Here is a 20339-nt window from a genome sequence, read left to right as displayed (position 1 = left end):
ATGGTGTGTGCACGAGGCTGGGTTAAATGATGCGGATTCGAACCTCCTGACTGGACGATCGTGCATTGTAGAAGCTATCAGACTTCATAGCAATAATAATAAACGCATACGAGTTGAGTAATTGGCAACTCATCGATCGTTCGGCCGGACCCGAGTGACCGACTCGAGCTATCGGATCGAGTCGATCGCCCGCTCGACGACGGTTCGTCCCTCTGTGGCCAGGTCGTCGACCTCGTCGCTCTCGGCGTAGAGCCGGACGTACGGTTCGGTGCCGCTCGGTCGAACGAGTATCCAGGAGGCGTCCTCGAACTCGAGGCGAACGCCGTAATTCGTGTCGACGGCCGCATCCGGAAACGCGTCGGGGAGGTCGGTCTCGAGTGCGGCCATCGCGTCGGCTTTGAGCCGGTCGGGACAGTCGATGCTCACCTTCCGGTAGGGTCGCTCGGTGACGGGTTCCCGAAGCGTCGCGGTGTCGCCCGCCTCAGCGGTGAGCGCGGCGACGACGGCGGCGCTCGTGACGCCGTCGATCCAGCCGCCGAAGGCGGTGTGGATGTGTTTCCAGGGCTCGGCCGCGAAAACGACCGTCGTCTCCTCGCCGCCACGAGAACGTTCTCTGGCGATGCCCTCGTGAAGCGAGCCGAGTCGAACGCGTTCGACGCGCCCGCCCGCCTCGCGGACCTGCTCGTCGATTCGGGCCGAGGCGTTCGGCGTGGTGACGACCACGGGATCGTCGACCTCGCTTTCCTCGGTGTAGTGGGCTGCGACGAGGGCGAGGACGGTGTCCTCGTGGATGACCTCGCCGTCGGGCGTGAGCACGACGAGGCGGTCGGCGTCGCCGTCGTGGGCCAATCCGAGGTCGAACGCGCTTTCCACGAGGAAGTCGCTGAACTCCGTCAGCGTCTCCGGCGTCGGCTTGCTGTCGCGTCCGGAGAAGTAGCCGTCGACGTTCGCGTTGACGGCGACGACCTCGGCGCCGAGGTCGTCGAGGACCTGTGGGGTCGCGAGCGCTCCCACCCCGTTGCCGCAGTCGACCGCGACCGACAGTCCCGCCAGCGGGTGTGCCCGCTCATCGAATCGAGTGCGAACGTAGTTCTCGACGGCGTCGCGGTACTGCTCGAGGACGTCGGCAGTGGTCGAGTGGCCCCACTCCTGCCACGACGCGAGTCCGGAGGACTCGGCGGCGACCTGTTCGTCGATCAGGCTCTCGGCTTCGCTGTCGTACTCGACGCCGTCGACGAAGAGTTTGATCCCGTTGTCGCTCGGCGGGTTGTGACTCGCGGTGAGCATGACGCCTCGACGGCCGCGCGAGGCGAAGGCGAGTGCCGGCGTCGGCAGCTGGCCGGCGCGCTGGACGTCGGCGCCCGCGCTCTCGAGGCCGGCTTCCATCGCCGCCGCGAGCGCCGGTCCCGTCTCTCGGCCGTCGCGTCCGACGACGAACGTCGTCCCCGGTTCGCCGGCGGCCTGGCCAACGGCGAGGGCGAGCGACGGCGATACTTCCTCGACTGGGCCGCGGATCCCAGCGGTCCCGAACAATGTCATGGTGGCCCGTTCCGCGAGGAGCTACTTATACTGTCGGACAGAAGTCAGTGAGAGGTCGGTCGCGAAATTCCAGCCGTCACCAGCGGTGACGACCGAGTTCGAGCGACCGATCTTCGAATAGTTCTGTCTGGCAGTATTATACTGCCCGACGTTCGGTCCGCGACGCGATGGAAAAGCGGGAACCGTCCGGCGAGTCGACTACGCCTCGGGCAGGTCGTCGATCAGGACGACGGCCTCACCGTCGACGACCGTCGTGTCGTCGTTCTCGTCGCGAACCACCGTCTCGAGTCGGTACTGGTCGTTGCCGAGATCCTCGAGGATTTCGACGCGAGCGGAGACGCGATCACCGATGCCGACCGGACCGGCGAACTCGAGGTCCTGCGAGAGGTAGATCGTGAGACCGGGCAGGCGGGCCAGGGCGGCGCTGATGAGTCCGGAGACCAGCGTCCCGTGGACGATACGCTCGCCGAAGCGGGTGTCGGCAGCGAACGCTTCGTCGAGGTGGAGACGATTCGTGTCACCGCTGATCTCCGCGAACGCGCGAACGTCTTCCTCGGAGATCGCCTTCTCGAAGGTGACCGTGTCGCCGGCGCCGAGGTTCGCCGGATCGCTGACGCTGCGGTCGAACTCCCAGTCGACGTCGGAGTACTCGAGCGACGGGAGAGCCGCGTCCGTCGTCTCGGCGTTCGATCCGCCGCTCGTCTCGGTCGAATCCATCGCGGAGACAACGGCGCGGTTCGCTGCGGTCGCGTTCTCGAGGAGAGCACGGGTCGTTGCCGACCAGACGTTTGCCAGGGTGGAAAAACCGTTCTCACCGGCGTTCTGGTGTGACATCTTGTGACGGCATAGGAGTGAGGAGGTTATGACTCCTTTGGATGGACTAATTCGAAGTTACCGGCAGTTGATGCCGGTAAAACTCGGTTGAACCACTCACTCGAGGGTACGAGGGCCGACAATCGGTCGCGGAGTCGACAGTCCCGGGGACCACATACATTGAATACCATCTAGTGACATTCAGTGGTATTCAGCGGAAACGCTTATTAGCGACGAGAGCGTTGGTTGGGATGATGACGGAAGACTCCGACCGATCGCCCTGGTTTCCGCCAGCGATGTTCGCCGAGCAGATGCAGGATGCCGGAGAGCAGGTCGCTGAATCCCAGCAGGAGATGCTGAAACAGTTGATGCAGGCGAGTTCCGCGAACCCACTTCAGAACGCGTCGAACTTCGGTCCCATGAACATGGGTACGGCGACGTTCAAGGCTCGCGTCCAGAGCGGCGGTCGGATCAGCATTCCCGAACCGGAGCGGGATGCCCTCGACATCGAGGAGGGCGACATCGTCCAGACGATCGTCGTCCCCGTCAAACGCAACCGAGATCAATAACCATGACACAGAACCCATTCACCGCAGTCTTCGACGCACAGCGCACCGCAATCGAACAGAGCCAGACCCTCACCCACGACGCCCTCGAGGCCCAGAAGACGTCGTTCAGCGCCTTCGTCGACGCCATCGACTCCTCGAGCGATGTCGTCGAATCCAACGCCGACCTCACCAAGGGCGCCGTTCACGCCTACCTCGACGCTCTGGAGGCCTCGCTGCCCGAGGAGAGCACGGACATGGACGCGTTCCGTGAGATCGTCGACGAGAGCGTCGACTCCGCGACCGAGGCCCAGACCGAGTCGCTCCAGTCCGTCGCCGACGCACTCGAGGAGTCCGAGGCCGCCTACGACGAGTTCGCCGCCAGCTACTCCAACGTCGTCGACAGCTCCTTCGACGCCGCACTCGAGGCCCACGAACAGGTCGAGCAGAACGCGTCGGTCGTCGCCGAGAACGTCGAGGACGCCGCCGACGAGTTCGACGTCTCCGCGTAATCGACCACAGCCTTTTGTTCACACGACCCAAATTTTCCCCCAATGACAGACTCACAGCCCCAGTCACAGAACTGGAACGCATTCGCCGAACAGTGGAACGAGCAGTTCCTCGACGCGCTCGAGGACAACATGGAAGCCCAGGCCCGGTTCGTCGAAAGCTGGTCCGAGACCGTCGGTGAGATGACCGAAGAGGAGGAGATCTCCGAAGGGGTCGAGGGCTACGCTCGAGCCTACGAGACGTGGATGAACGCCTCCCAGCAGATGGTCGACCGGATGAACGACACGCTCGAGGGCGAGGACGTCGAACTCGAGGAGTTCCGCGACGTCTGGCTCAACACGGCCAACGAGGCGTTCAAGGAGGTCATGTCGACGACCGCCTTCGCGAAGATGACCGGCGAGACCGTCGGCGACGTACTGGAACTCCAGCAGCAGGCCGACGAGGCCGCCGAGGAGACGCTGCACATGCTCGGCTTCGCGACCGAAAGCGACGTCGTCGAGGTCGGCGACCGACTCGTCGAACTCGAGCGCCGTCAGCACGCCGTCGAGCAAAAACTCGACCGCGTTCTCGACCACCTCGAGGAGCAATAATGAACCCGTATACGACCGTCCTGGAGATGCAGCGCCAGGCCTGGGAGGGCGCTGCCGACCTCGCCGAGAAGACGCGGGTCGCCCCCGATCGAACCGAGACCATCGAGAACACCGAGGTCGGGCAGACGCCGAGCGAAGTCGTTTACGAGGAGAACAAACTCGAACTCCTCCACTACGAGGCCCAGACCGAGGAGCAACACGACGTCCCGATCCTCGTCGTCTACGCGCTGATCAACAAGCCGTACATCCTCGACCTCCAGCCCGACCGCTCGGTGGTCCAGACGCTGCTCGAGGCCGGATTCGACGTCTACATGATCGACTGGGGCGAGCCCTCGACGCTCGATCGCTCGCTCTCGCTCGACGACTACGTCAACCGGTACATCGACAACTGCGTCGACGAGGTTCGCGAGCGCTCGGGGCAGGACGCGATCAACATCCTCGGCTACTGCATGGGCGGAACGATGTCGGCCATGTACGCCGCCCTCGAACCCGAGAAGGTCGAGAACCTCGCACTGATGGCAGCAGGTCTCTGTTTCACCGGCGAAGGCGGCGTCCTCGAACTCTGGGGTGCCGAAGACTACTACGATCCGGAGAGAGTCACCGAGACGTTCGACAACGTTCCGGCGGAGTTCTTGGACGTCGGCTTCGCGCTGATGGATCCCGTCGCGAACAACGTGACGAAGTACGTCCGATTTTACGACAACATGGAGGACGAGGACTTCGTCGAGAACTTCGCCCGGATGGAGCGCTGGCTCGACGAGGGGATCGACGTCGCGGGCGTCGCCTACGAGGAGTTCATCGAGGACATCTACCAGGAGAACAAACTGGTCCAGAACGAACTCGAACTCGACGGCAAGCACGTCGACGTCACCAACATCGACATGCCCGTCCTCCAGATCGTCGCGGAGTACGACCACCTCATCCCGCCGGAGGCGTCCAAGCCGTTCAACGAGGCGGTCTCGTCCGACGATACCGAGATCATGGAGTTCCCGACGGGTCACATCGGCATGTCCGTCTCCTCGCGGAGCCACGCCGAACTCTGGCCCGACGTCTGCGAGTGGTTCGAAGCGCGGTCGAACGGAGAGGACGGCGAGGCCGTCGGTGCCGAAGCGGCCGAACCGGAGACGCCCGATCCCGAGCAGTCTGACGCCGCTCTCGCCGAAGACGTCGAGGGCGACGAGTCGGGCCCGGAAGACCTCTCGGAGGAGGGTACGACCGTCGAAACGGACGAAGCGAGTTCCGGAGCCGATACCGATATCGAAGCCGAGACGAGCGATAATCACGGCGCAGACCGGTCGGACGAAGAGATCGTCGAGCGCAGCGAGGACGACATCCAGGAAGAGCCCGCCGAACCGGGCGAGATGAACGTCGACGAAGAGATCGCCGAAGAGGTCACCGACGAGAGCGTCTCGTCGGCGATCGACTCTGAAACCGACGATTTCACCGAACTGAACGGCGTCGGACAGGCGTACGCCGACGAACTCGCCACGGCCGGCGTCGAGACGTTCGACCAACTCGCGTCCGCCGACACTGCGGAACTCGCCGCCGAAACGGGGATCCCCCCGACCCGAATCGAAGACTGGATCGAACAGGCCCAGCAGCGGTAACCGACAGTCGAGAGTTCGACTCCTGTGGCGTCACTTCGAACGGTTTTTGTGACGCAGCGTGACGCGACTCGAGGACGCGCTGTGAGACGGCTCGAGAAGGGACGGGGCCAAGAGTGTACGCTTCGGGAACATGTTTTGTATACTAACAGGTCGTTATATACCATCGGACGTGGAACGTTCGATAACGATGTCCATGGACGGACGCACCTGTGTCATCACAGGCTCGGCACGTGGGATCGGACGCGGGATCGCGGAACGCCTTGGCGAGGAGGGCGCCAACGTCGTCATCAACTACCGATCGTCGGAGGGGGCCGCACAGGAGGCCGTCGACGCGATCGAGACGATGGGCGGACAGGCCGTTACAGCGCAGGCCGACGTTTCGGATCCCGACGAAGTTGAGCACATGCGCGACGTCTGCCACGAGGCGTTCGGCCCGGCCGACGTCCTGGTGAACAACGCCGGCATCACCGCCGACAAGCAGTTCACCGAGATGACCCGCGAAGAGTGGGATCGGGTGATGGACGTCAATCTCGGCGGGATGTTCAACTGTACCCAGACGTTCTACGACGACATCTGGAACGCCGAAGAGGGGCGACTCATCAACATCTCGAGCGTCGTCGGCAAACAGGGGAACTTCGGCCAGGCCAACTACGCCACCGCCAAAAGTGGAATGTTCGGCTTCACCCGAACGATCGCGCTCGAGTTCGCCCAGGGTGGGTCGACGGCCAACTGCGTCGCACCTGGCTTCACCCGGACCGACATGGTCGAGAGCGTTCCCGACCACGTTCTCGATCGCATCATCGCGGGCATCCCGCTCGAGCGCCTGGCGGAGGTCGAAGATATCGCCGCAGTCGTGCGGTTCCTCGCGAGCAAGGAGTCCTCGTACGTCACCGGCGAAGTGATCGACGTCAACGGCGGGATGGACCTCTGATCCCGTCCGATTGCCGGTAGAGCCATCCGCCGGCGAACCGCACCGACGGTCAGCGCCGTTCGAACGCAGTATCGTGCTCGAGGAGCCGAAACCGGTCCGGTATGGTAAGCCCGAACGCGTTCTTCCACGTCGCGCTGAAAGTGCCGGACGTCGACGACGTCGAGGCCGCCCTCGCGGCGTTCGAGAACGACGTCTCGATCCTCATGGAGCCGGCCGTCTTCGGCGATCTGAAGATCGCGTTCTTCGAGAGCCCGAGCGGGGTCAGGATCGAACTGCTCGAGCACCTCGAGTGAGGCAGCCGCGACGCGGCTCGCACGGCGCCGGACCGACCGGTCGACGGCTCAGACGGCTCAGCGTTCCTGTTTCTCCTTCTCGAGCACGCGGACGTTCTCGATTCCCGTCTCCGGATACTGGCCGTCCGCGTCCTTCTCGACGGCCTTGACCATGTCCCAGACGACGTTCAGCCCCGTCGTGACGCCCTCGAGGGCCTCCATCTCGCAGCCCGTTTTGCCGGTGGTCTCGACGCCCACCTCGAGTTCGATCCGATCGTCGCGGAGGTCGAACTCGGTGTCGACGTTCGTGATCGGGATCTGGTGACACATCGGGATCGTCTCCCAGGTGTGTTTGACGGCCTGGATCGCGCCGACGCGGGCCGTCGCGAGCACGTCGCCCTTCCCGATCTCGCTCTCGCCGATCGCCTCGATCGTCGACGGCTGGAGGCGGATCTCGCCCGCGGCGACCGCTCGTCGCTCGCTGTCCGGTTTGTTGCCGACGTCGACCATCTGGACGTCGCCCTCGTCGGTCGTGTGTGTGAGCTCCTCGGCGCCGCCGTACTCGTCCTCGCGCCCGTCCTCACTCATCGCTATCACCCCAGAGCACCGCGGGAATCTCCCCGAGCAACTCCGAGGCGAGGAAGCCGAACTCGTCCGTCTCGGCCAGCCGTTCGCCCGCGAGGCCGTTGACGTGGGCTCCCGCCGCCGCGGCGTCCATCGGTTCGGCGTACTCGAGCAGCGCGGCGACGATGCCGGCGAGCGTGTCGCCGGTGCCGCCGACGGCCATCCCCGGCGTTCCCGAGCGGCTGATCCGGGTTTGCTCGCCGTCGGTGATCACGTCGTTCGCCCCCTTCGCGAGGACGACGTGTCCGAGGTCGGCCGCGAACGCCTCGATCTCGTCCGCGACCGCGGCCAGGTCGTCGGTGTCCGGCCCGCCCATCCGCGCGAGTTCGCCGCGATTGGGCGTACAGAGCAGCGTCGCGTCGGTCTCGATCTCCGGGACGACCGCGAGGGCGTCCGCGTCGACGACCGCCTGACCGGTGTACGACGAGAGGAACTGCCGGGCCGCCTCGAGGGTCTCGTCGTCGGTGCCGAGGCCGGGGCCGATGACGACGACGTTGTCGTACTCCTCGGCGGTCTCGAGGAGGTCCTCGGCCACGTCAGGCGTGAGCACGTCGGTCTCGTAGGGCTGGACGATGAGGTCCTCGGCGTAGCTCTGGATCTCGCCGGCGACGACGTCCGGCGCGGCGACAAAGGAGAGCTCCGCGCCGGCCCGCAAGGCGGCCTGTGCGGCCAGCGCCGGGGCGCCGGTGTAGGGGCCGCCGCCGATGACGTAGGGTCGACCCTCGCGCCCGTCGGGTCGGGCCAGGGAGACGTCTCCGGGGCCGACGTCTCGCTCGGCCGCGGCGGGAATGCCGATGTCGGCGACCGCGAGTTCGGCGTCGAGGTCCTCGAGCCCGGGTTTCGTGTCGTGGAAGGTGACGACGTGGTCGGCCTCGACGGCGTTCTCGGCGACGTCGCCCTCGTCGGCGTCGAACCCGGAGGGAACGTCGACCGCCACGACGGTCGCGTCGGCCGTGTTGATCGCCTCGGCCGCGGTCGCGGCCGGCTCGCGGAGGTCGCCACTGATGCCGGTGCCGAGCATCGCGTCGACGACGACGTCGCAGTCGGGTAGCTCGAACTGACTCGAGTCCGCGATCTCTCGCGTCTCGTAACCCGCGTGCTGGAGAGCCTCCCAGTTCTCGCGGGCGATCTCGGTGCCGATCGCGTCCGCTCGGCCGAGCAGGAGGGTCGTCACCGAATAGTCGTCCAGAAACCGCGCGGCGACGAATGCGTCCCCGCCGTTGTTCCCGCGGCCCGCGACGACCGCGACGCTCGAGTCCGGTTCGGCGACCTCGCGGACGACGCGTGCGACCGCGTGTCCGCTCGACTCCATCAGCTGCTTTCGCGGGACGCCGAGAGCGTCGGCGTTCTCGTCGACGGCAGCCATCCGCTCGCCTGTGATCATGGCCGTGGCTTCGACGGGGCCACCGTTGAAGATTGCGGACGAAACGCTCAATCGACTCGCGGCCCTACTACGGTCGTGAACGTCTTTTGGCTCGACGAGGACCCGCGGCTCGCGGCGCACTACCACTGCGACGAGCACGTCAACAAACTGCTGCTCGAGGCCGCACAGGTGCTCTGTACCGCGGCCCGTGAGAACGGACACGAAGCCGAGTTCCTCTACGCGTCGACGCACACCGGCCATCCGGTCACGCGGTGGGCGGCCGAGTCGCGGGCGAACTGGCTCCGACTGCGCGACCACGCCCAGGCGCTCAACGCCGAGTTCGTCGAGCGCTACGAGAAGGAGACGGACCACGCGAGTTGGCAGGTAATCGAGCAGATCGAGCCCGAGACGATCGAGTTCCCTGCCGACGAGCCGACCCCCCGTCCGCAGGCGATGCCCGAGGAGTACAAGCGGCCGGACAACCCGGTCGCCGCCTACCGGGCCTACTACGCGGGCGAAAAGGCCGAGTGGGCTACCTGGGCCCACACCGAGGAGCCGTCGTGGCTCGCCGAGTACCTCGAGGTCGACATCGACTGCGAGGACGCTGCAGACGTCGAATCGACGACGAACCAGTAGTCGCGGTAGTTGGAAAGACGATTTCGGGATGCAGAACCCCGCGTGAACCTCGCGTTCAGTACAGGTGGACGTTGGTTTCACCGTGGACCGACCACCCTTCGTTGCGGTGGCGCGTGCTGTCGGCCGGACCGAGCGCAAGCGAGGGCCGGCGACGACATCGTGCGAGGTCTTCGCGAGTGGAACGAGCGAAGGCTTGGAAGACGCGGCGCGTCTTCCGGTGGATGAGCGAGCGGAGCGCGGCGCGGAGCGCCGCGGACAGGAGAACGGCCGGCGGCCGTGAGCCCGCGAGTGAGCGAATCGGCTGGGGAGGACGTGGCGACCCCCTGTGTTCGTGCGAGCAGGACGTGCTACTGTCGTAGGACGTGCTACTGTCGTAGGACGCGTTACTGTCGTAGGACGTGCCACTGTCGTTATTATCGCGAAAGCCTCTGGCCCCTTTCAGTCCCACCCAGCAGTGGTTGATCGGAGTTGCAGACGCGACAGGAACGTTCCGTTCTCCATACGCGTACCGAATCGAGCATTTCAATTCCGCATTCGATTCTGAATACCGAAGCCGTGCTACGAGTCTCCTGGGAGAGTCGTCGGAGGTGTCTCAGTACTGAATCTCGAAGCCGTCCTCACCCTGTGGCTCCTCGTACTCGACTGCGACGTCCTCGACGTCGGCCGCGGGACTGCCCTCGTGGCAGAACTCGACCATCGACTCGACGGCGTCTTCCGGCCCCTCGAAGACCGCTTCGACGCGGCCGTCCTCGAGGTTCTTGACCCAGCCGTCGACGCCCGCCTCGCGAGCCGTGTCGCGGGTCGTCGCGCGGTAGTAGACGCCCTGTACCTTGCCCGAGACGAAAACGTGTGCACGAGTGCGATCGGTCATATGCGAGCCGTCACCGGCGACCGGCAAAAATCCAGCCGTCTCCCGGCGGTGGGGCCGCCCGCCGCGGCGGAGAACCGATAACGGGAGAACCCTCGAGCCCGAACGTCGACGATACAATGGGACGGTACCGCGATAGGCCCCTGGTCGCCTTCGATCGGCCGGACGCTGACGGGATCGTCACGGAGGGATATCGCTGATGGGACCCATCGACCGCTTCGAGGAAGCGTATCTCGAGGTCTCGAGCAGCCGTGCGACGGTCCGCGAACTGTTCGAACTGTTCGTCGGCTCGATCGTGTTCGTCCTCGCGGCGAGTGCGCTCACGTTCTACCTGCTGGGATCGACGGCCGCGATCTACGTCGCCGGCGGACTCGCGGTCATCTTTACGATTACGATCGTTTCACAGGCGTACTGGGGCGTTACCGGGCGGGACGATTACGCCGAGTAAACCAATTTCGACCGAACCGCGCGGCAGGATCAGTCGGCGGTTCGGAGGTGGTGGAAGACGTACGTCTGTGTGTAGCCGGCGTACTCGCCGCCGAACTGTTCCCGGAGCGCGCGCGAGGTCGCCGCGTACGAGCCGCAGTCGCAGTCGGGGTAGTGGTCCTCGACCGCCGTCTTGAGCCAGGTGTCGAGCGGGACGGCCTCGTCGAAACCCAGCGAGAACAGCAAGATGCAGTCGGCTACCTTGTCGCCGACGCCGACGAACCGCGTCAGGTAGTCGCGGGCCTCCTCGTACTCCAGGTCGCGAGCCTCGGCAGGGTGGGCCTCGCCCTCGGCGACCATCTTCGCAGTTCGAACGACGTACGGTGCTCGATAGCCGAGCCCGAGCTCGCGAAGTTCGCCTTCGGTCGCCGTCGCGAGCTGGGCCGGCGTCGGGAACGCGTGGTAGGTCTCGCCGTCGAACGAGACGGCGTCACCGTACTCGCGAGCCAGCGTCGAGACCATCCCGTGAATGCGGTCGACGCGCATCTGGGCCGAACAAATAAAAGAGATCAGCGTTCCGAACGGCGGATCGTCGACCAGCCGCATCCCGCGGTGGGCCTCGTAGGCTTCGTCCAGCAGCGGATCGTCCGGCGCGGCCGCGACGATGGCCTCGAGATCGTCGTCGAGGCGCAACAGCCGGCGAACGAGGGGGTCGGCGTCGACCGTCGACTCCCACTCGAGCCGTCCGTCTCGACTGCGAACGCGGACGACGGCGCGGGAGGATGGGGTTTCCGGATCGTCGACGACGGTGTAGTACCACTCGTCGGGTGCCGGCGTGCCGCCGTACATCTCGCCGTCCGTCCGCCGCCAGAGGTAGCTCTGACCGCTCTCTAGCGTGCGGTACAGATCGAGTCCACCGGACAGATCGTCGAGTGAAATTGCGCCGGTCTCCATCTGTGCGAGCCTTCGCGAGCGACGGCTTGGGCCTTTCGGACCGGAAACACGAACTGGGCCAGTTCACGGTGGTCTCTCACACCACGGGGCGAACCTTCATACTGTAGGCGGCAGTATGCTTGCGTATGCACTGCAGGGTTGTCGTCGAAGCTGCCGTGCCGGTATTCGACGTGGAAACGGAAGACGAGGCCATCCGTATCGCCATCTCGAAAACGGGCGAAATGTTGAACCCTGATCTGAACTACGTCGAGATCAACATGGGCGAGCGTACCTCACCGTCAGGCGAGGAACTCCCGCCGGCGTTCATCGCGGCGGACGAGGCGCTCGTCGCACTCGAGCTAGAGATGACCGTTTTCAACGTCGAGCGCGAGGAACACGCCTCGCGTATCGCACGCAAGGAGATCGGTCAGCGCCTCGAGAACATCCCGCTCGAGGTCGTCGAAGTCGAGACGATCGAAGACGAGGAATCCGACGAGGACGAGGCCGAAACGGAGAGCGAGAGTTCGGAGTCGACGGCGGACGAGGAGACGTCCGAAACCGACGCTGACGGGGAGTCTGACGACGAGGACGACGAGATCCTGCCGGAGTTCGAGGATCTGGTCGAGTAGTTCGATACGTTCCGTTTTCGTTCAGTTCGATCCAGTTCAGGAGCTCAGCGTTCGTTTCGAACCGGATACATCGAGATTCAGTCTCGCCAGTGTCCAGGTAATGATCGAAGGAGACTTCGTGACAATTAGTCTGCGGTAGCGGCGACGGCTTCCTGCTCGTCCTCGCGCATGTTCGTCGTGATTCCGCCGGCGAGGTCGAATACGGCAGCCTTGTGATCAGTTTTCGATTTGTGGATCGATGTCGGTCGAATACCACGCGACTCGTACTCTTCAAGGTCAATCTGACAACCGTTCCACTCCGCGCACTGGTTCGATACCTCGGCGAGAAGGCCGTGAAGGTGAATGAGCTCCTGCTTCTTCATAACCATCCATTCCTATCCACTGCAGGGTTATATTATTATCTTGAGTCGCGTTAGCACGCGACCCGTGTCGAATCAACTGCCTGTCACCACACCGAACGGATCGAAGGGGCTGCTTACAGGGTTGAAACCACTCGACTGTGGCGGAGATAAGGGCTGGTTTCGGCTATAACCCGTCGTTTCTACCCAACTTGTGACATACAAATTCAGGGTAGTTAAACCGTCGTTATTACGTGAACGAGACGGAGCGGAAACAGCGGGCGAAAAAGCGGTAGTGAACCGTTATCCGAGTTGCTTCAGCGTCTGGAGATCCCGGTCGGTCCGCGTGAACTCCGCGGTCCGACGAGAGGCGTGACAGTTCGGGCAGTGGAACATTTCGGTGGAGGACGGAAGTTCGCCAGGAGAGACCTGCCAGTCTTTTGCACACTCGGGACACAACAATTGAACGGTCGTTTCGTCCATGCCACACCGTTTCACACAGGAGTTGAAAAACTTTGTCGCAGTCGTATTCCAGGTATCGGCAAAAGACGGCACGAGTCCCCGAGTAGCCAACCGCTTCGTTAGGCCGGTGCTGCCGAGTCGGACGCCTCGAGCAGCTCCTTGTAGCGGTTTCGGATGGTGACCTCGGAGATGCTGGCGACCTCGCTGACGTCGTTCTGAGTGACCTTCTCGTTGGTCAGCAGCGCGGCTGCGTAGACGGCCGCGGCGGCGAGGCCGACGGGGGACTTGCCGCTGTGGACGCCCTCTTCGCGGGCCGAGTCGAGCAGGTCGCGGGCCATCCGCTCGGTCTCGTCGGAGAGGTCGAGGTCGCTGACGAACCGCGGGACGTAGTTCTCGGGGTCCGCGGGCTGGACCTCGAGGCCGAGTTCCCGGATGATGTACCGGTAGGTTCGGGTTAGCTCCATCTTGTCGACGCGGCTGACCGCCGAGATCTCGTCGAGACTGCGCGGGGTGCCGGCCTGGCGGGCCGCGGCGTACAGCGACGACGTCGCGACGCCCTCGATCGACCGACCCGGAAGGAGATCCTCCTCGAGGGCGCGGCGGTAGATGACCGACGCGGTCTCGCGGACGTTCTCCGGGAGGCCGAGCGCGCTGGCCATCCGGTCGATCTCGCCGAGGGCCTGCTTCAGGTTGCGCTCCTTCGAGTCGCGGGTGCGGAAGCGCTCGTTCCAGGTGCGCAGACGCTGCATCTTCTGGCGCTGGCGGCTCGAGAGCGACTTGCCGTAGGCGTCCTTGTCCTGCCAGCCGATGTTGGTCGAGAGCCCCTGGTCGTGCATCATGTTGGTCGTCGGGGCACCAACGCGGGATTTCTCGTCCTTCTCGGCGGCGTCGAACGCTCGCCACTCGGGACCGCGGTCGATCTCGTCTTCTTCGACGACGAGACCGCAGTCTTCACAGACCGTCTCGGCGTGCTCGGCGTCGGAGATTACTCGGCCACCGCACTCCGGACACTGCTCTCGCTCGTCCGCTTGCGAGGTCGTCTCTTCCTCTGTCTCGTTCTCCCTCGTGTACGTTCGGAGATTTGAATCAGTCATGGTGTATCGGGATGGTTACTCGGGGCTCCCGGGTGGGGTAACCAGAAGAAACCCGGTCGCCTCGGCTAACATATAGTTACACCGTAAGCCATATAAATGTTTCGCCTTCTTTATAAACAGGCCGGTATTTCTGTTATATATGTTTCGGTTACATGGTGATTAATCGTGATCGTAGGCGGCGTCGATCGATCTACGCGACTGTGAACAGGTGGCCGTCGGTCGGGACATCGAAGAGACCGACTCGGGCACCCGCATCGAGCCACGCGTGACCGTACGAGAACGACGCGAGCGCGTTGACGAGGTCGTCCTGTTCACGAAAGTGTCGCCCATCCTCGAGATAGGACGCCGCCATCTCGTAGCAGTCCTCGGCCGCGTCGGCCATCGGCGTTCCCGCCGGTGGCGCGACCGACGCCGCCTCGAGCGCCTCCGTGAGCAACTCGCCGTACCGATCCGTCTTCTCTTCGAGATCTGCAGTCATATTCGACGCTCGTCGGTCGCGACCGTAAGTGCGTCGTCAGACGGCCGCCGAGAGAACAACAGTACACATTTTACCGTGGGTGGGAGATCACCGTAGAATGCGATTACTTCAGGTGCTCGTTCCCAACGAGAGACGGGACGACGCACTGCGAGTGCTCGACGACGAGCAACTCGACTACGTCCGGACCAGCGAGTGCAGTAACCCCGACGCCGAACTCGTCACGATCCCGGTTCCGACCCAGGCCGTCGAACACGTGCTGACGTCGCTTCGAGAGACCGGCATCGAGGACGAGTTCATCGTCGTCTCGTCGATCGAAACTGCACGCACGCCACGGATCGAGGAACTCGAGGACCGCTTCGTCAACGGTCACGAGGAAGACGACAGCATCTCCCACGAGGAGATCCGAACCAAGGCGCTGAACATGACGCCGGGCCGGGTCACCTACTACGTGATGACCCTGCTGAGTGCGATCGTCGCGACCGCGGGGCTGTTGCTCGACTCGCCGGCGATCGTCGTCGGGTCGATGGTGATCGCACCGCAAATCAGCGCGGCGATGACCGGGACCGTCGGCCTCGTTCTCGACGATCGCCGGATGTTCTTCGACGGCGTCTTCTCGATGGTGGTCGGACTCGTCGTCGCCATGCTCGGTGCGTTCGCGTTCGCCTGGCTGGTTCGATCGGGCGGGGTCGTTCCGGGCACCATCGACATCACGGCCATCGAGCAGGTCCAAAACCGGATTTCACCGGGGCTACTCGCACTCGTCGTCGGCGTCTCTGCCGGTGCTGCAGGCGCCTTCGGTCTCGCAACGGCGATCCCCGTCTCGCTGGTCGGCGTGATGATCGCCGCAGCGCTCATCCCGGCGGCCGCGGCGGTCGGTATCGGCATCGCCTGGGGCAACGTCAGTGTCGCACTCGGCGCGTTCGTTCTGGTTGCAGTCAACGCCACGTCGATCCTGCTCGCCGGCCTCGCCGTCTTCTGGTATCTCGGCTACCGACCCGACGAGTGGGACCCAGGAAACCTCCGGGCGAATCTCACCCAGGACCGACTCGGCGCGGTTGCTGTCATGGTGCTCGTTAGTATGGTCGTCCTGGCCGGCGCCGGACTCGTCCTCGGACAGCACGTCGCCTTCGAAAACGAGGTCAACGAGGAGGTCAGGTCGGTGCTCGACGACGACGACCACGAGCAACTCGAGCTAGTCGAACTCCAGACGGAGTTCTACGACGGCGGAATGGTCGCCGACGAAACGGGGGTGACGATCGCCGTTCGCCGCCCGGCAGACGCGCCGTATCCGGAGCTCGCCTCGACCATGGAGCACTCCCTCGAGGAGCGGACCGATCACGATATCGCCGTCATCCTCGAGTTCGTCGAGGGGGCGGCTTCGGACGGCTAGACGGCGTCGTAAGCCCCGACCGGTGCCGAGAACGCAAGGGGTTTAGGCGCAGTTTCCCAACAGAGGGGTATGAGCGAACAGCCCCGCGTCGAGATTTATACCAAGGAGGAGTGCCCCTATTGTGAGAAGGCGAAGGACCTCTTCGACAGCAAGGGTGTCGAGTACGAGACGTACAACGTTACCGGAGACGACGACCTGCTCGAGGAGATGGTCGAGCGGGCCGACGGTCGCAAGACCGCTCCCGAGGTGTTCGTCGACGGCGACCTGATCGGCGGCTGGGACGAGACCAGCGCGCTCGAGGAGACGGGCGAACTCGACGAGAAACTCGGTCTCGTCACCGACGGCGGGGAGAGCGATGCGCCGACGGGGCATCGAGACGAAGGCGGCGCAGCCGCCGAAGCGGTCGAACACCGGAAGCTGATCATCGCCGGCACCGGTATCGCCGGCCTCACCGCCGCGATCTACGCCGGCCGCGGTGACAACGATCCACTGGTCATCGAGGGCGACGAACCCGGCGGCCAGTTGACGCTGACGACCGACGTCGCGAACTACCCCGGCTTCCCGGAGGGGATCAGCGGTCCCGAACTCGTGAACAACATGAAAGAGCAGGCCAAGCAGTTCGGGGCCGAACTCGAGAACGGGATCGTCGACTCCGTCGAACGCGTCGACTCGGACTCGGCTGCGACCCAGACCCCGTCCGGATCCGGCGACGCCGACTCCCACCTGTTCCGCGTCGAACTGACGAACGGCGACGTCTACATCGCCGACGCCATCATCGCCGCCTCGGGTGCGAGCGCCCGCACGCTCGGCATCCCCGGCGAGGAGGAGCTGATGGGATACGGGCTCTCGACGTGTGCGACCTGTGACGGCGCGTTCTTCCGCGACGAGGACATGCTCGTCGTCGGCGGCGGCGACGCCGCCATGGAGGAAGCGACCTTCCTCACGAAGTTCGCCGATACCGTCTACATCGCCCACCGGCGCGAGGAGTTCCGCGCCGAACAGTACTGGATCGACCGCGTCCACGAGAAGGTCGAAGAGGGCGAGATCGAGATCATGAAGAACACCGAACTGACCGAGATCCACGGCTCCCAGGAGGAGGGCGTCGACTACGTCACGCTGGTCGAGAACGAGCAGGGGCATCCGACCGACCGGCTCGACGACCCCGAGACCAACGAGTTCGAGTTCGACGTCGGCGCCGTCTTCTTCGCCATCGGTCACACGCCGAACACCGACTACCTCGAGGGTACCGGCGTCACGATGGACGCCGAGGGCTACCTCCGCACCCAGGGCGGCGACGGTGGCGGTCAGACCGAGACCGACGTCCCCGGCATCTTCGGCGCCGGCGACGTCGTCGACTACCACTACCAGCAGGCCGTGACGGCCGCCGGGATGGGGTCAAAAGCCGCCCTCGACGTCGACGAGTACCTCGAGGATCTGGAGCGAGCCGACTCGACCGCCGAAACCGAGGCGGCCGCGGCCGACGACTAGCTGTTTTCGTTCGCTCGTTCTTCCCAGCGATTGGCGACCAGCGCCGCGATCACGACGCCGAACGTGAGTCTCGACGACGCGCCGAGAAAGAGGTCGTCGAAGACCGCGACGAAGCCGACGGCGATCAGGATCGCGCCGGCGAAGCCGATCGCGAGCGCTTTCGCGATTCGTTCGCGGTCCCTGATCGTGGCCCCTTGCCGTCCGGCGATGGCCGTGTCACACCGCTGTGTGGTCGGTACGGTGGCTTCGGGGTGCTGGTTAGTGGTGTGCTCGAGTGACGTGTGCGTAGTGGGCGGATCGCGGTGAGTCCGTGCTCAAATACAGAAGACCCATTATTCAGTTCTCGAAACAGGTTCGGAGATGACACTGCATCGACGGAACCTGCTCAAACTCACCGGCGCGGCGGCAGCCGCCGCGGTCGGCACCACCGCAGGCTGTCTCGAGACGGTCGGCCTCGACGACGGCGAGGTGCCCGCGTACGCGACCTGGCTCCACCTGGACGCGGACGACGACGTCGTCTTCGCGTACGTCGACTGGGCGGCGCTCGAGGCGCTGGACGATCCGGATCCGGAGGAGGGAGACGAGGATGCCGACGACTGGGGCGACCACGAGGACGCGATGATCGCCTACCCGATGCTCGGCGCGTTCGTTGGCATCGTGGGTGCCGGCTTCGGTCTCTGGGGTACCGGCCTGATGGGACTCGTTCAGCCGGACGAGGACGCGGACGACGAAGACGAGCCCGCCGCCGACGATTTCGAGACGAACGTCGAGGAGATCCTCTGGGTGAACGACGCGCTCGTCCTCGCCGGCGAGATCGATACCGAGGAGATCGCCGGCGAACTGACTACCGTGCCGGACGACGTGTTCGCCATGGAGCGCGAGCACGAACAGCGCGGCGAGATCGGCGACTTCGCCCGATACGAGCCGGTCGAGGGCGACGAGGACGCGATGGGTCCCGACGTGCTCGCCGTCAGCGAGGAGGCGATCGTCTTCGCGAGCGACGACGATGTCGACGCCGCGGAGCTGGTTCGCGGACCGATCGAGGCCCGCGAGGGCGACGGCGCGGCCGACGCAGAGCCCGACGTGGAGTGGCTGCTCGAGGAGGCGGGCCACGGCCAGCTCGCCTTCGGCGGCTACGCCGACGACGCAGACGACGAGGAGGCCACGGACGGCGCGGAGTTCGACCACCTCGAGGGCGCGACCGGCGTCTGCAGCTCGCTCGACCTCGAGGACGACGGCGCTACCGGCGCGTTCGCCGCGCTCGGCGACGACCTGGCGGCCGACGAGGACGAACTCGAGGGCGTGCTCGGGACCTCGGCCGCCGAGGCGACGATCGAGGTCGACGACGGCCGGGTCACCGCGTCGGCGACCTGGGAAGAGGACGTCACCGACGAACAGGCTTGACGAACCGTTTTCGTCTCCACCTCGATTCGTCTCGAGTTCGTCTCGAGCCAGCAGTTTCGGCCCCGTCGTGACTAGTCGCAGTCGACGGCTCGCTGGCGAGGAGAGACTGGAGAGAAAGAGCGGCGTCCGAAATCACTCGAGCGACGGCGAACCGTCGTCCCCGTCGCGACGGTACCGGTCGATCCCCCAGACGAGCGCTGCGAGAGCTCCGGAGACGAGCGCTGGCCACCGGTCGGTGCTCAGGTAGAGCCCGCCCGCCGGCGGCCGATACTCGGTGACCGGCCAGAAGACGGCGTAGGCCTGCCCCGTCGACGTCATGAGCGCGACGTCCAGGACGTGGTGCGAGGCGGCGCCGAGCGCGATCAGCGCGGCCGCGTGCCAGCGGTGCTCGGGAGCGATCAGCAGCGAGACGAGGAGCACGACGACGACCGTCCCGCCGAGCGTGTGCAGCGCCGACCAGGAGAACGGAATCCCCAGCAGCGAGTGGACGACCCAGTCGGAAACGAACAGGTCGGCCTTTGCGAAGTCCGGCGAGAGCGCGCCGAGCATGACCAGCGTGACGTGGGCCGGTCGCATCCACTCGTACCGAAACGAGAGCGCCATTCCGATCACGTAACCCACGAGAATGTGGGTCAGGACGTCAGCCACGGCGCTCACCTCCGCTCGAGCGGCCGTCGCCCTGGCTCTCGGAAGCGGGTTTAGCGCGCGCTCGCGCGTGAGAACCCCGAGCGGCCGCGGCTCGTTCGCGGTCGTCTTCGGTATCGTCATCTCCGTTCTCCTTGCTCGGGCGCGCCGGCTCGCGCGGAACGAACGCGAGTCGCTCGAGGTCGAAGCGCCAGTCGCGGACGAGCCGGCCGGCGACCCAGAGGCCGCCGAGCAGCGAGACGATCACCATGTACCGCGTCTCGGAGGGCTGCTGGACCGTCGCGCGCTCGACGGCGAGCGTTTCCTCGTCCTCGAGCGTCCCGTAGGCGGACATGCGGTCGCCGGTCTCGAGCGGCTCGTCCGCGTTCTGGACGTGCCGGTCGGCGTCGACGAGAGTGAACCGGCCGTCGCCGCTCGACCACGTCGCGAGCACGACGGGGTCGGTGTCGACGACGAAGCCGCCGAGGACCACCTGCTCGCCGACGTAGGCCTCGCGATCGGGCGTGACCTCGACCTCAGTCGGCACCTCGCTCTCCATGGGGGTGACGGGTAACGCGCCCGCCCAGACCGTGAGTCCGACGAGGGCCGCGAGGAGGACGCCGATCGCGACGGCGCGACCGAGCTGGCCGAACGGTTCCCGTGTCATCCTCTCGAGGAAGGAGAAACTTCGGCAAAGGTGTTCTGTTTCGGGAGATCGCGACGCGGTCGGTCGGTTCGAAAGCTGGCGTCGACCTACTCGCCGTCGCGTTCCGTG

At 65.1% G+C, this 20339-nt stretch carries 24 protein-coding genes; 12 read left to right on the top strand and 12 right to left on the bottom strand.

Annotated features, from left to right (window positions below):
* Nucleotides 1–168: 168 nt before the first annotated feature.
* Both CV102_RS08590 and CV102_RS08585 read right to left on the bottom strand, forming a co-directional pair.
* On the bottom strand, nucleotides 169–1539 hold the full coding sequence (locus CV102_RS08590; RefSeq protein WP_148857479.1) for a phosphomannomutase: 1371 nt from the start codon (nucleotides 1537–1539) through the stop codon (nucleotides 169–171).
* A gap of 198 nt (nucleotides 1540–1737) precedes the next feature.
* Entirely contained in the window at nucleotides 1738–2373 is a 636-nt protein-coding gene (locus CV102_RS08585) for a MaoC family dehydratase (protein WP_148857478.1), read from the bottom strand.
* 233 nt (nucleotides 2374–2606) lie between these two features.
* On the opposite strand from CV102_RS08585, the gene CV102_RS08580 reads away from it, so the two are divergent.
* From CV102_RS08580 to CV102_RS08555, 6 genes are all read left to right on the top strand, one after another.
* Nucleotides 2607–2921, top strand: coding sequence for an AbrB/MazE/SpoVT family DNA-binding domain-containing protein (locus tag CV102_RS08580; RefSeq protein ID WP_148857477.1), 315 nt, complete (start codon nucleotides 2607–2609; stop codon nucleotides 2919–2921).
* 2 nt (nucleotides 2922–2923) lie between these two features.
* Complete coding sequence (locus tag CV102_RS08575) at nucleotides 2924–3409, top strand: hypothetical protein (RefSeq protein WP_148857476.1); 486 nt, start codon at nucleotides 2924–2926, stop codon at nucleotides 3407–3409.
* Nucleotides 3410–3451: 42 nt separating this feature from the next.
* Nucleotides 3452–3997, top strand: a complete 546-nt coding sequence (locus CV102_RS08570) for a poly(R)-hydroxyalkanoic acid synthase subunit PhaE (RefSeq protein WP_148857475.1) — start codon at nucleotides 3452–3454, stop codon at nucleotides 3995–3997.
* Nucleotides 3994–5604, top strand: a complete 1611-nt coding sequence (gene phaC, locus CV102_RS08565) for a class III poly(R)-hydroxyalkanoic acid synthase subunit PhaC (protein WP_148857563.1) — start codon at nucleotides 3994–3996, stop codon at nucleotides 5602–5604. The genes CV102_RS08570 and phaC overlap by 4 nt, the downstream gene beginning before the upstream one ends.
* Before the next feature lie 187 nt (nucleotides 5605–5791).
* Nucleotides 5792–6535, top strand: coding sequence for a 3-oxoacyl-ACP reductase family protein (locus tag CV102_RS08560; RefSeq protein ID WP_148857474.1), 744 nt, complete (start codon nucleotides 5792–5794; stop codon nucleotides 6533–6535).
* A gap of 101 nt (nucleotides 6536–6636) precedes the next feature.
* Entirely contained in the window at nucleotides 6637–6828 is a 192-nt protein-coding gene (locus CV102_RS08555; protein WP_148857473.1) for a VOC family protein, read from the top strand.
* Nucleotides 6829–6885: 57 nt separating this feature from the next.
* Here the strand turns inward: CV102_RS08555 and moaC are convergent, their stop codons facing one another.
* The gene (gene moaC / locus CV102_RS08550) at nucleotides 6886–7395 is read right to left on the bottom strand and encodes a cyclic pyranopterin monophosphate synthase MoaC (protein ID WP_187432897.1); all 510 of its coding nucleotides are present in this window, start codon (nucleotides 7393–7395) and stop codon (nucleotides 6886–6888) included.
* A complete protein-coding gene (locus tag CV102_RS08545; protein WP_148857472.1) occupies nucleotides 7388–8815 on the bottom strand; it encodes an NAD(P)H-hydrate epimerase in 1428 nt (475 codons plus the stop codon). The genes moaC and CV102_RS08545 overlap by 8 nt, the downstream gene beginning before the upstream one ends.
* Nucleotides 8816–8890: 75 nt before the next feature.
* Between CV102_RS08545 and CV102_RS08540 the strand changes: the two genes are divergently transcribed.
* Entirely contained in the window at nucleotides 8891–9430 is a 540-nt protein-coding gene (locus CV102_RS08540; protein WP_148857471.1) for a hypothetical protein, read from the top strand.
* 592 nt (nucleotides 9431–10022) lie between these two features.
* Here CV102_RS08540 and CV102_RS08535 read toward each other — a convergent pair.
* Nucleotides 10023–10301, bottom strand: coding sequence for an acylphosphatase (locus tag CV102_RS08535; protein ID WP_148857470.1), 279 nt, complete (start codon nucleotides 10299–10301; stop codon nucleotides 10023–10025).
* Nucleotides 10302–10497: 196 nt separating this feature from the next.
* On the opposite strand from CV102_RS08535, the gene CV102_RS08530 reads away from it, so the two are divergent.
* Nucleotides 10498–10746 carry a hypothetical protein gene (locus CV102_RS08530; protein ID WP_148857469.1) on the top strand — a complete coding sequence of 83 codons (249 nt, stop codon included), beginning with the start codon at nucleotides 10498–10500 and terminating at the stop codon, nucleotides 10744–10746.
* Nucleotides 10747–10775: 29 nt separating this feature from the next.
* Here CV102_RS08530 and CV102_RS08525 read toward each other — a convergent pair whose 3' ends face one another.
* Complete coding sequence (locus CV102_RS08525) at nucleotides 10776–11678, bottom strand: DNA-3-methyladenine glycosylase 2 (RefSeq protein ID WP_148857468.1); 903 nt, start codon at nucleotides 11676–11678, stop codon at nucleotides 10776–10778.
* 125 nt (nucleotides 11679–11803) lie between these two features.
* Here CV102_RS08525 and CV102_RS08520 point away from each other — a divergent pair, with 125 nt between their 5' ends.
* Nucleotides 11804–12286 carry a DUF555 domain-containing protein gene (locus tag CV102_RS08520; RefSeq protein WP_148857467.1) on the top strand — a complete coding sequence of 161 codons (483 nt, stop codon included), beginning with the start codon at nucleotides 11804–11806 and terminating at the stop codon, nucleotides 12284–12286.
* A 125-nt stretch (nucleotides 12287–12411) separates the two neighbouring features.
* Here CV102_RS08520 and CV102_RS08515 read toward each other — a convergent pair whose 3' ends face one another.
* The 4 genes from CV102_RS08515 to CV102_RS08500 all read right to left on the bottom strand — a co-directional run bounded on the left by CV102_RS08515 (nucleotide 12412) and on the right by CV102_RS08500 (nucleotide 14658).
* On the bottom strand, nucleotides 12412–12648 hold the full coding sequence (locus tag CV102_RS08515; protein WP_148857466.1) for a UPF0058 family protein: 237 nt from the start codon (nucleotides 12646–12648) through the stop codon (nucleotides 12412–12414).
* A gap of 279 nt (nucleotides 12649–12927) precedes the next feature.
* Nucleotides 12928–13107: a DUF7836 family putative zinc-binding protein gene (locus CV102_RS26550; RefSeq protein ID WP_148857465.1), complete on the bottom strand. Its 180-nt coding sequence runs from the start codon at nucleotides 13105–13107 to the stop codon at nucleotides 12928–12930.
* Nucleotides 13108–13205: 98 nt separating this feature from the next.
* On the bottom strand, nucleotides 13206–14180 hold the full coding sequence (locus CV102_RS08505) for a transcription initiation factor IIB (protein WP_148857464.1): 975 nt from the start codon (nucleotides 14178–14180) through the stop codon (nucleotides 13206–13208).
* A gap of 190 nt (nucleotides 14181–14370) precedes the next feature.
* Nucleotides 14371–14658: a DUF357 domain-containing protein gene (locus CV102_RS08500; protein ID WP_148857463.1), complete on the bottom strand. Its 288-nt coding sequence runs from the start codon at nucleotides 14656–14658 to the stop codon at nucleotides 14371–14373.
* 97 nt (nucleotides 14659–14755) lie between these two features.
* Between CV102_RS08500 and CV102_RS08495 the strand changes: the two genes are divergently transcribed.
* From CV102_RS08495 to CV102_RS08480, 3 genes are all read left to right on the top strand, one after another.
* Nucleotides 14756–16048, top strand: coding sequence for a TIGR00341 family protein (locus CV102_RS08495; RefSeq protein ID WP_148857462.1), 1293 nt, complete (start codon nucleotides 14756–14758; stop codon nucleotides 16046–16048).
* Nucleotides 16049–16117: 69 nt separating this feature from the next.
* The gene (locus tag CV102_RS08490) at nucleotides 16118–17536 is read left to right on the top strand and encodes an FAD-dependent oxidoreductase (RefSeq protein WP_148857461.1); all 1419 of its coding nucleotides are present in this window, start codon (nucleotides 16118–16120) and stop codon (nucleotides 17534–17536) included.
* A 360-nt stretch (nucleotides 17537–17896) separates the two neighbouring features.
* Complete coding sequence (locus CV102_RS08480) at nucleotides 17897–18940, top strand: hypothetical protein (RefSeq protein ID WP_148857460.1); 1044 nt, start codon at nucleotides 17897–17899, stop codon at nucleotides 18938–18940.
* A 132-nt stretch (nucleotides 18941–19072) separates the two neighbouring features.
* On the opposite strand, the gene CV102_RS08475 is transcribed toward CV102_RS08480, so the two are convergent.
* Nucleotides 19073–19597 carry a metal-dependent hydrolase gene (locus CV102_RS08475; RefSeq protein WP_148857459.1) on the bottom strand — a complete coding sequence of 175 codons (525 nt, stop codon included), beginning with the start codon at nucleotides 19595–19597 and terminating at the stop codon, nucleotides 19073–19075.
* Nucleotides 19581–20231, bottom strand: a complete 651-nt coding sequence (locus CV102_RS08470; protein ID WP_148857458.1) for a hypothetical protein — start codon at nucleotides 20229–20231, stop codon at nucleotides 19581–19583. The genes CV102_RS08475 and CV102_RS08470 overlap by 17 nt, the downstream gene beginning before the upstream one ends.
* Between the last annotated feature and the right edge of the window lie 108 nt (nucleotides 20232–20339).

Origin of the sequence: Natronococcus pandeyae (assembly GCF_008122205.1) — an archaeon.
GTDB lineage: Archaea > Halobacteriota > Halobacteria > Halobacteriales > Natrialbaceae > Natronococcus > Natronococcus pandeyae.
Note: the sequence above shows the minus strand (reverse complement) of the source record. Positions and strands in the feature narration are given on the sequence as shown.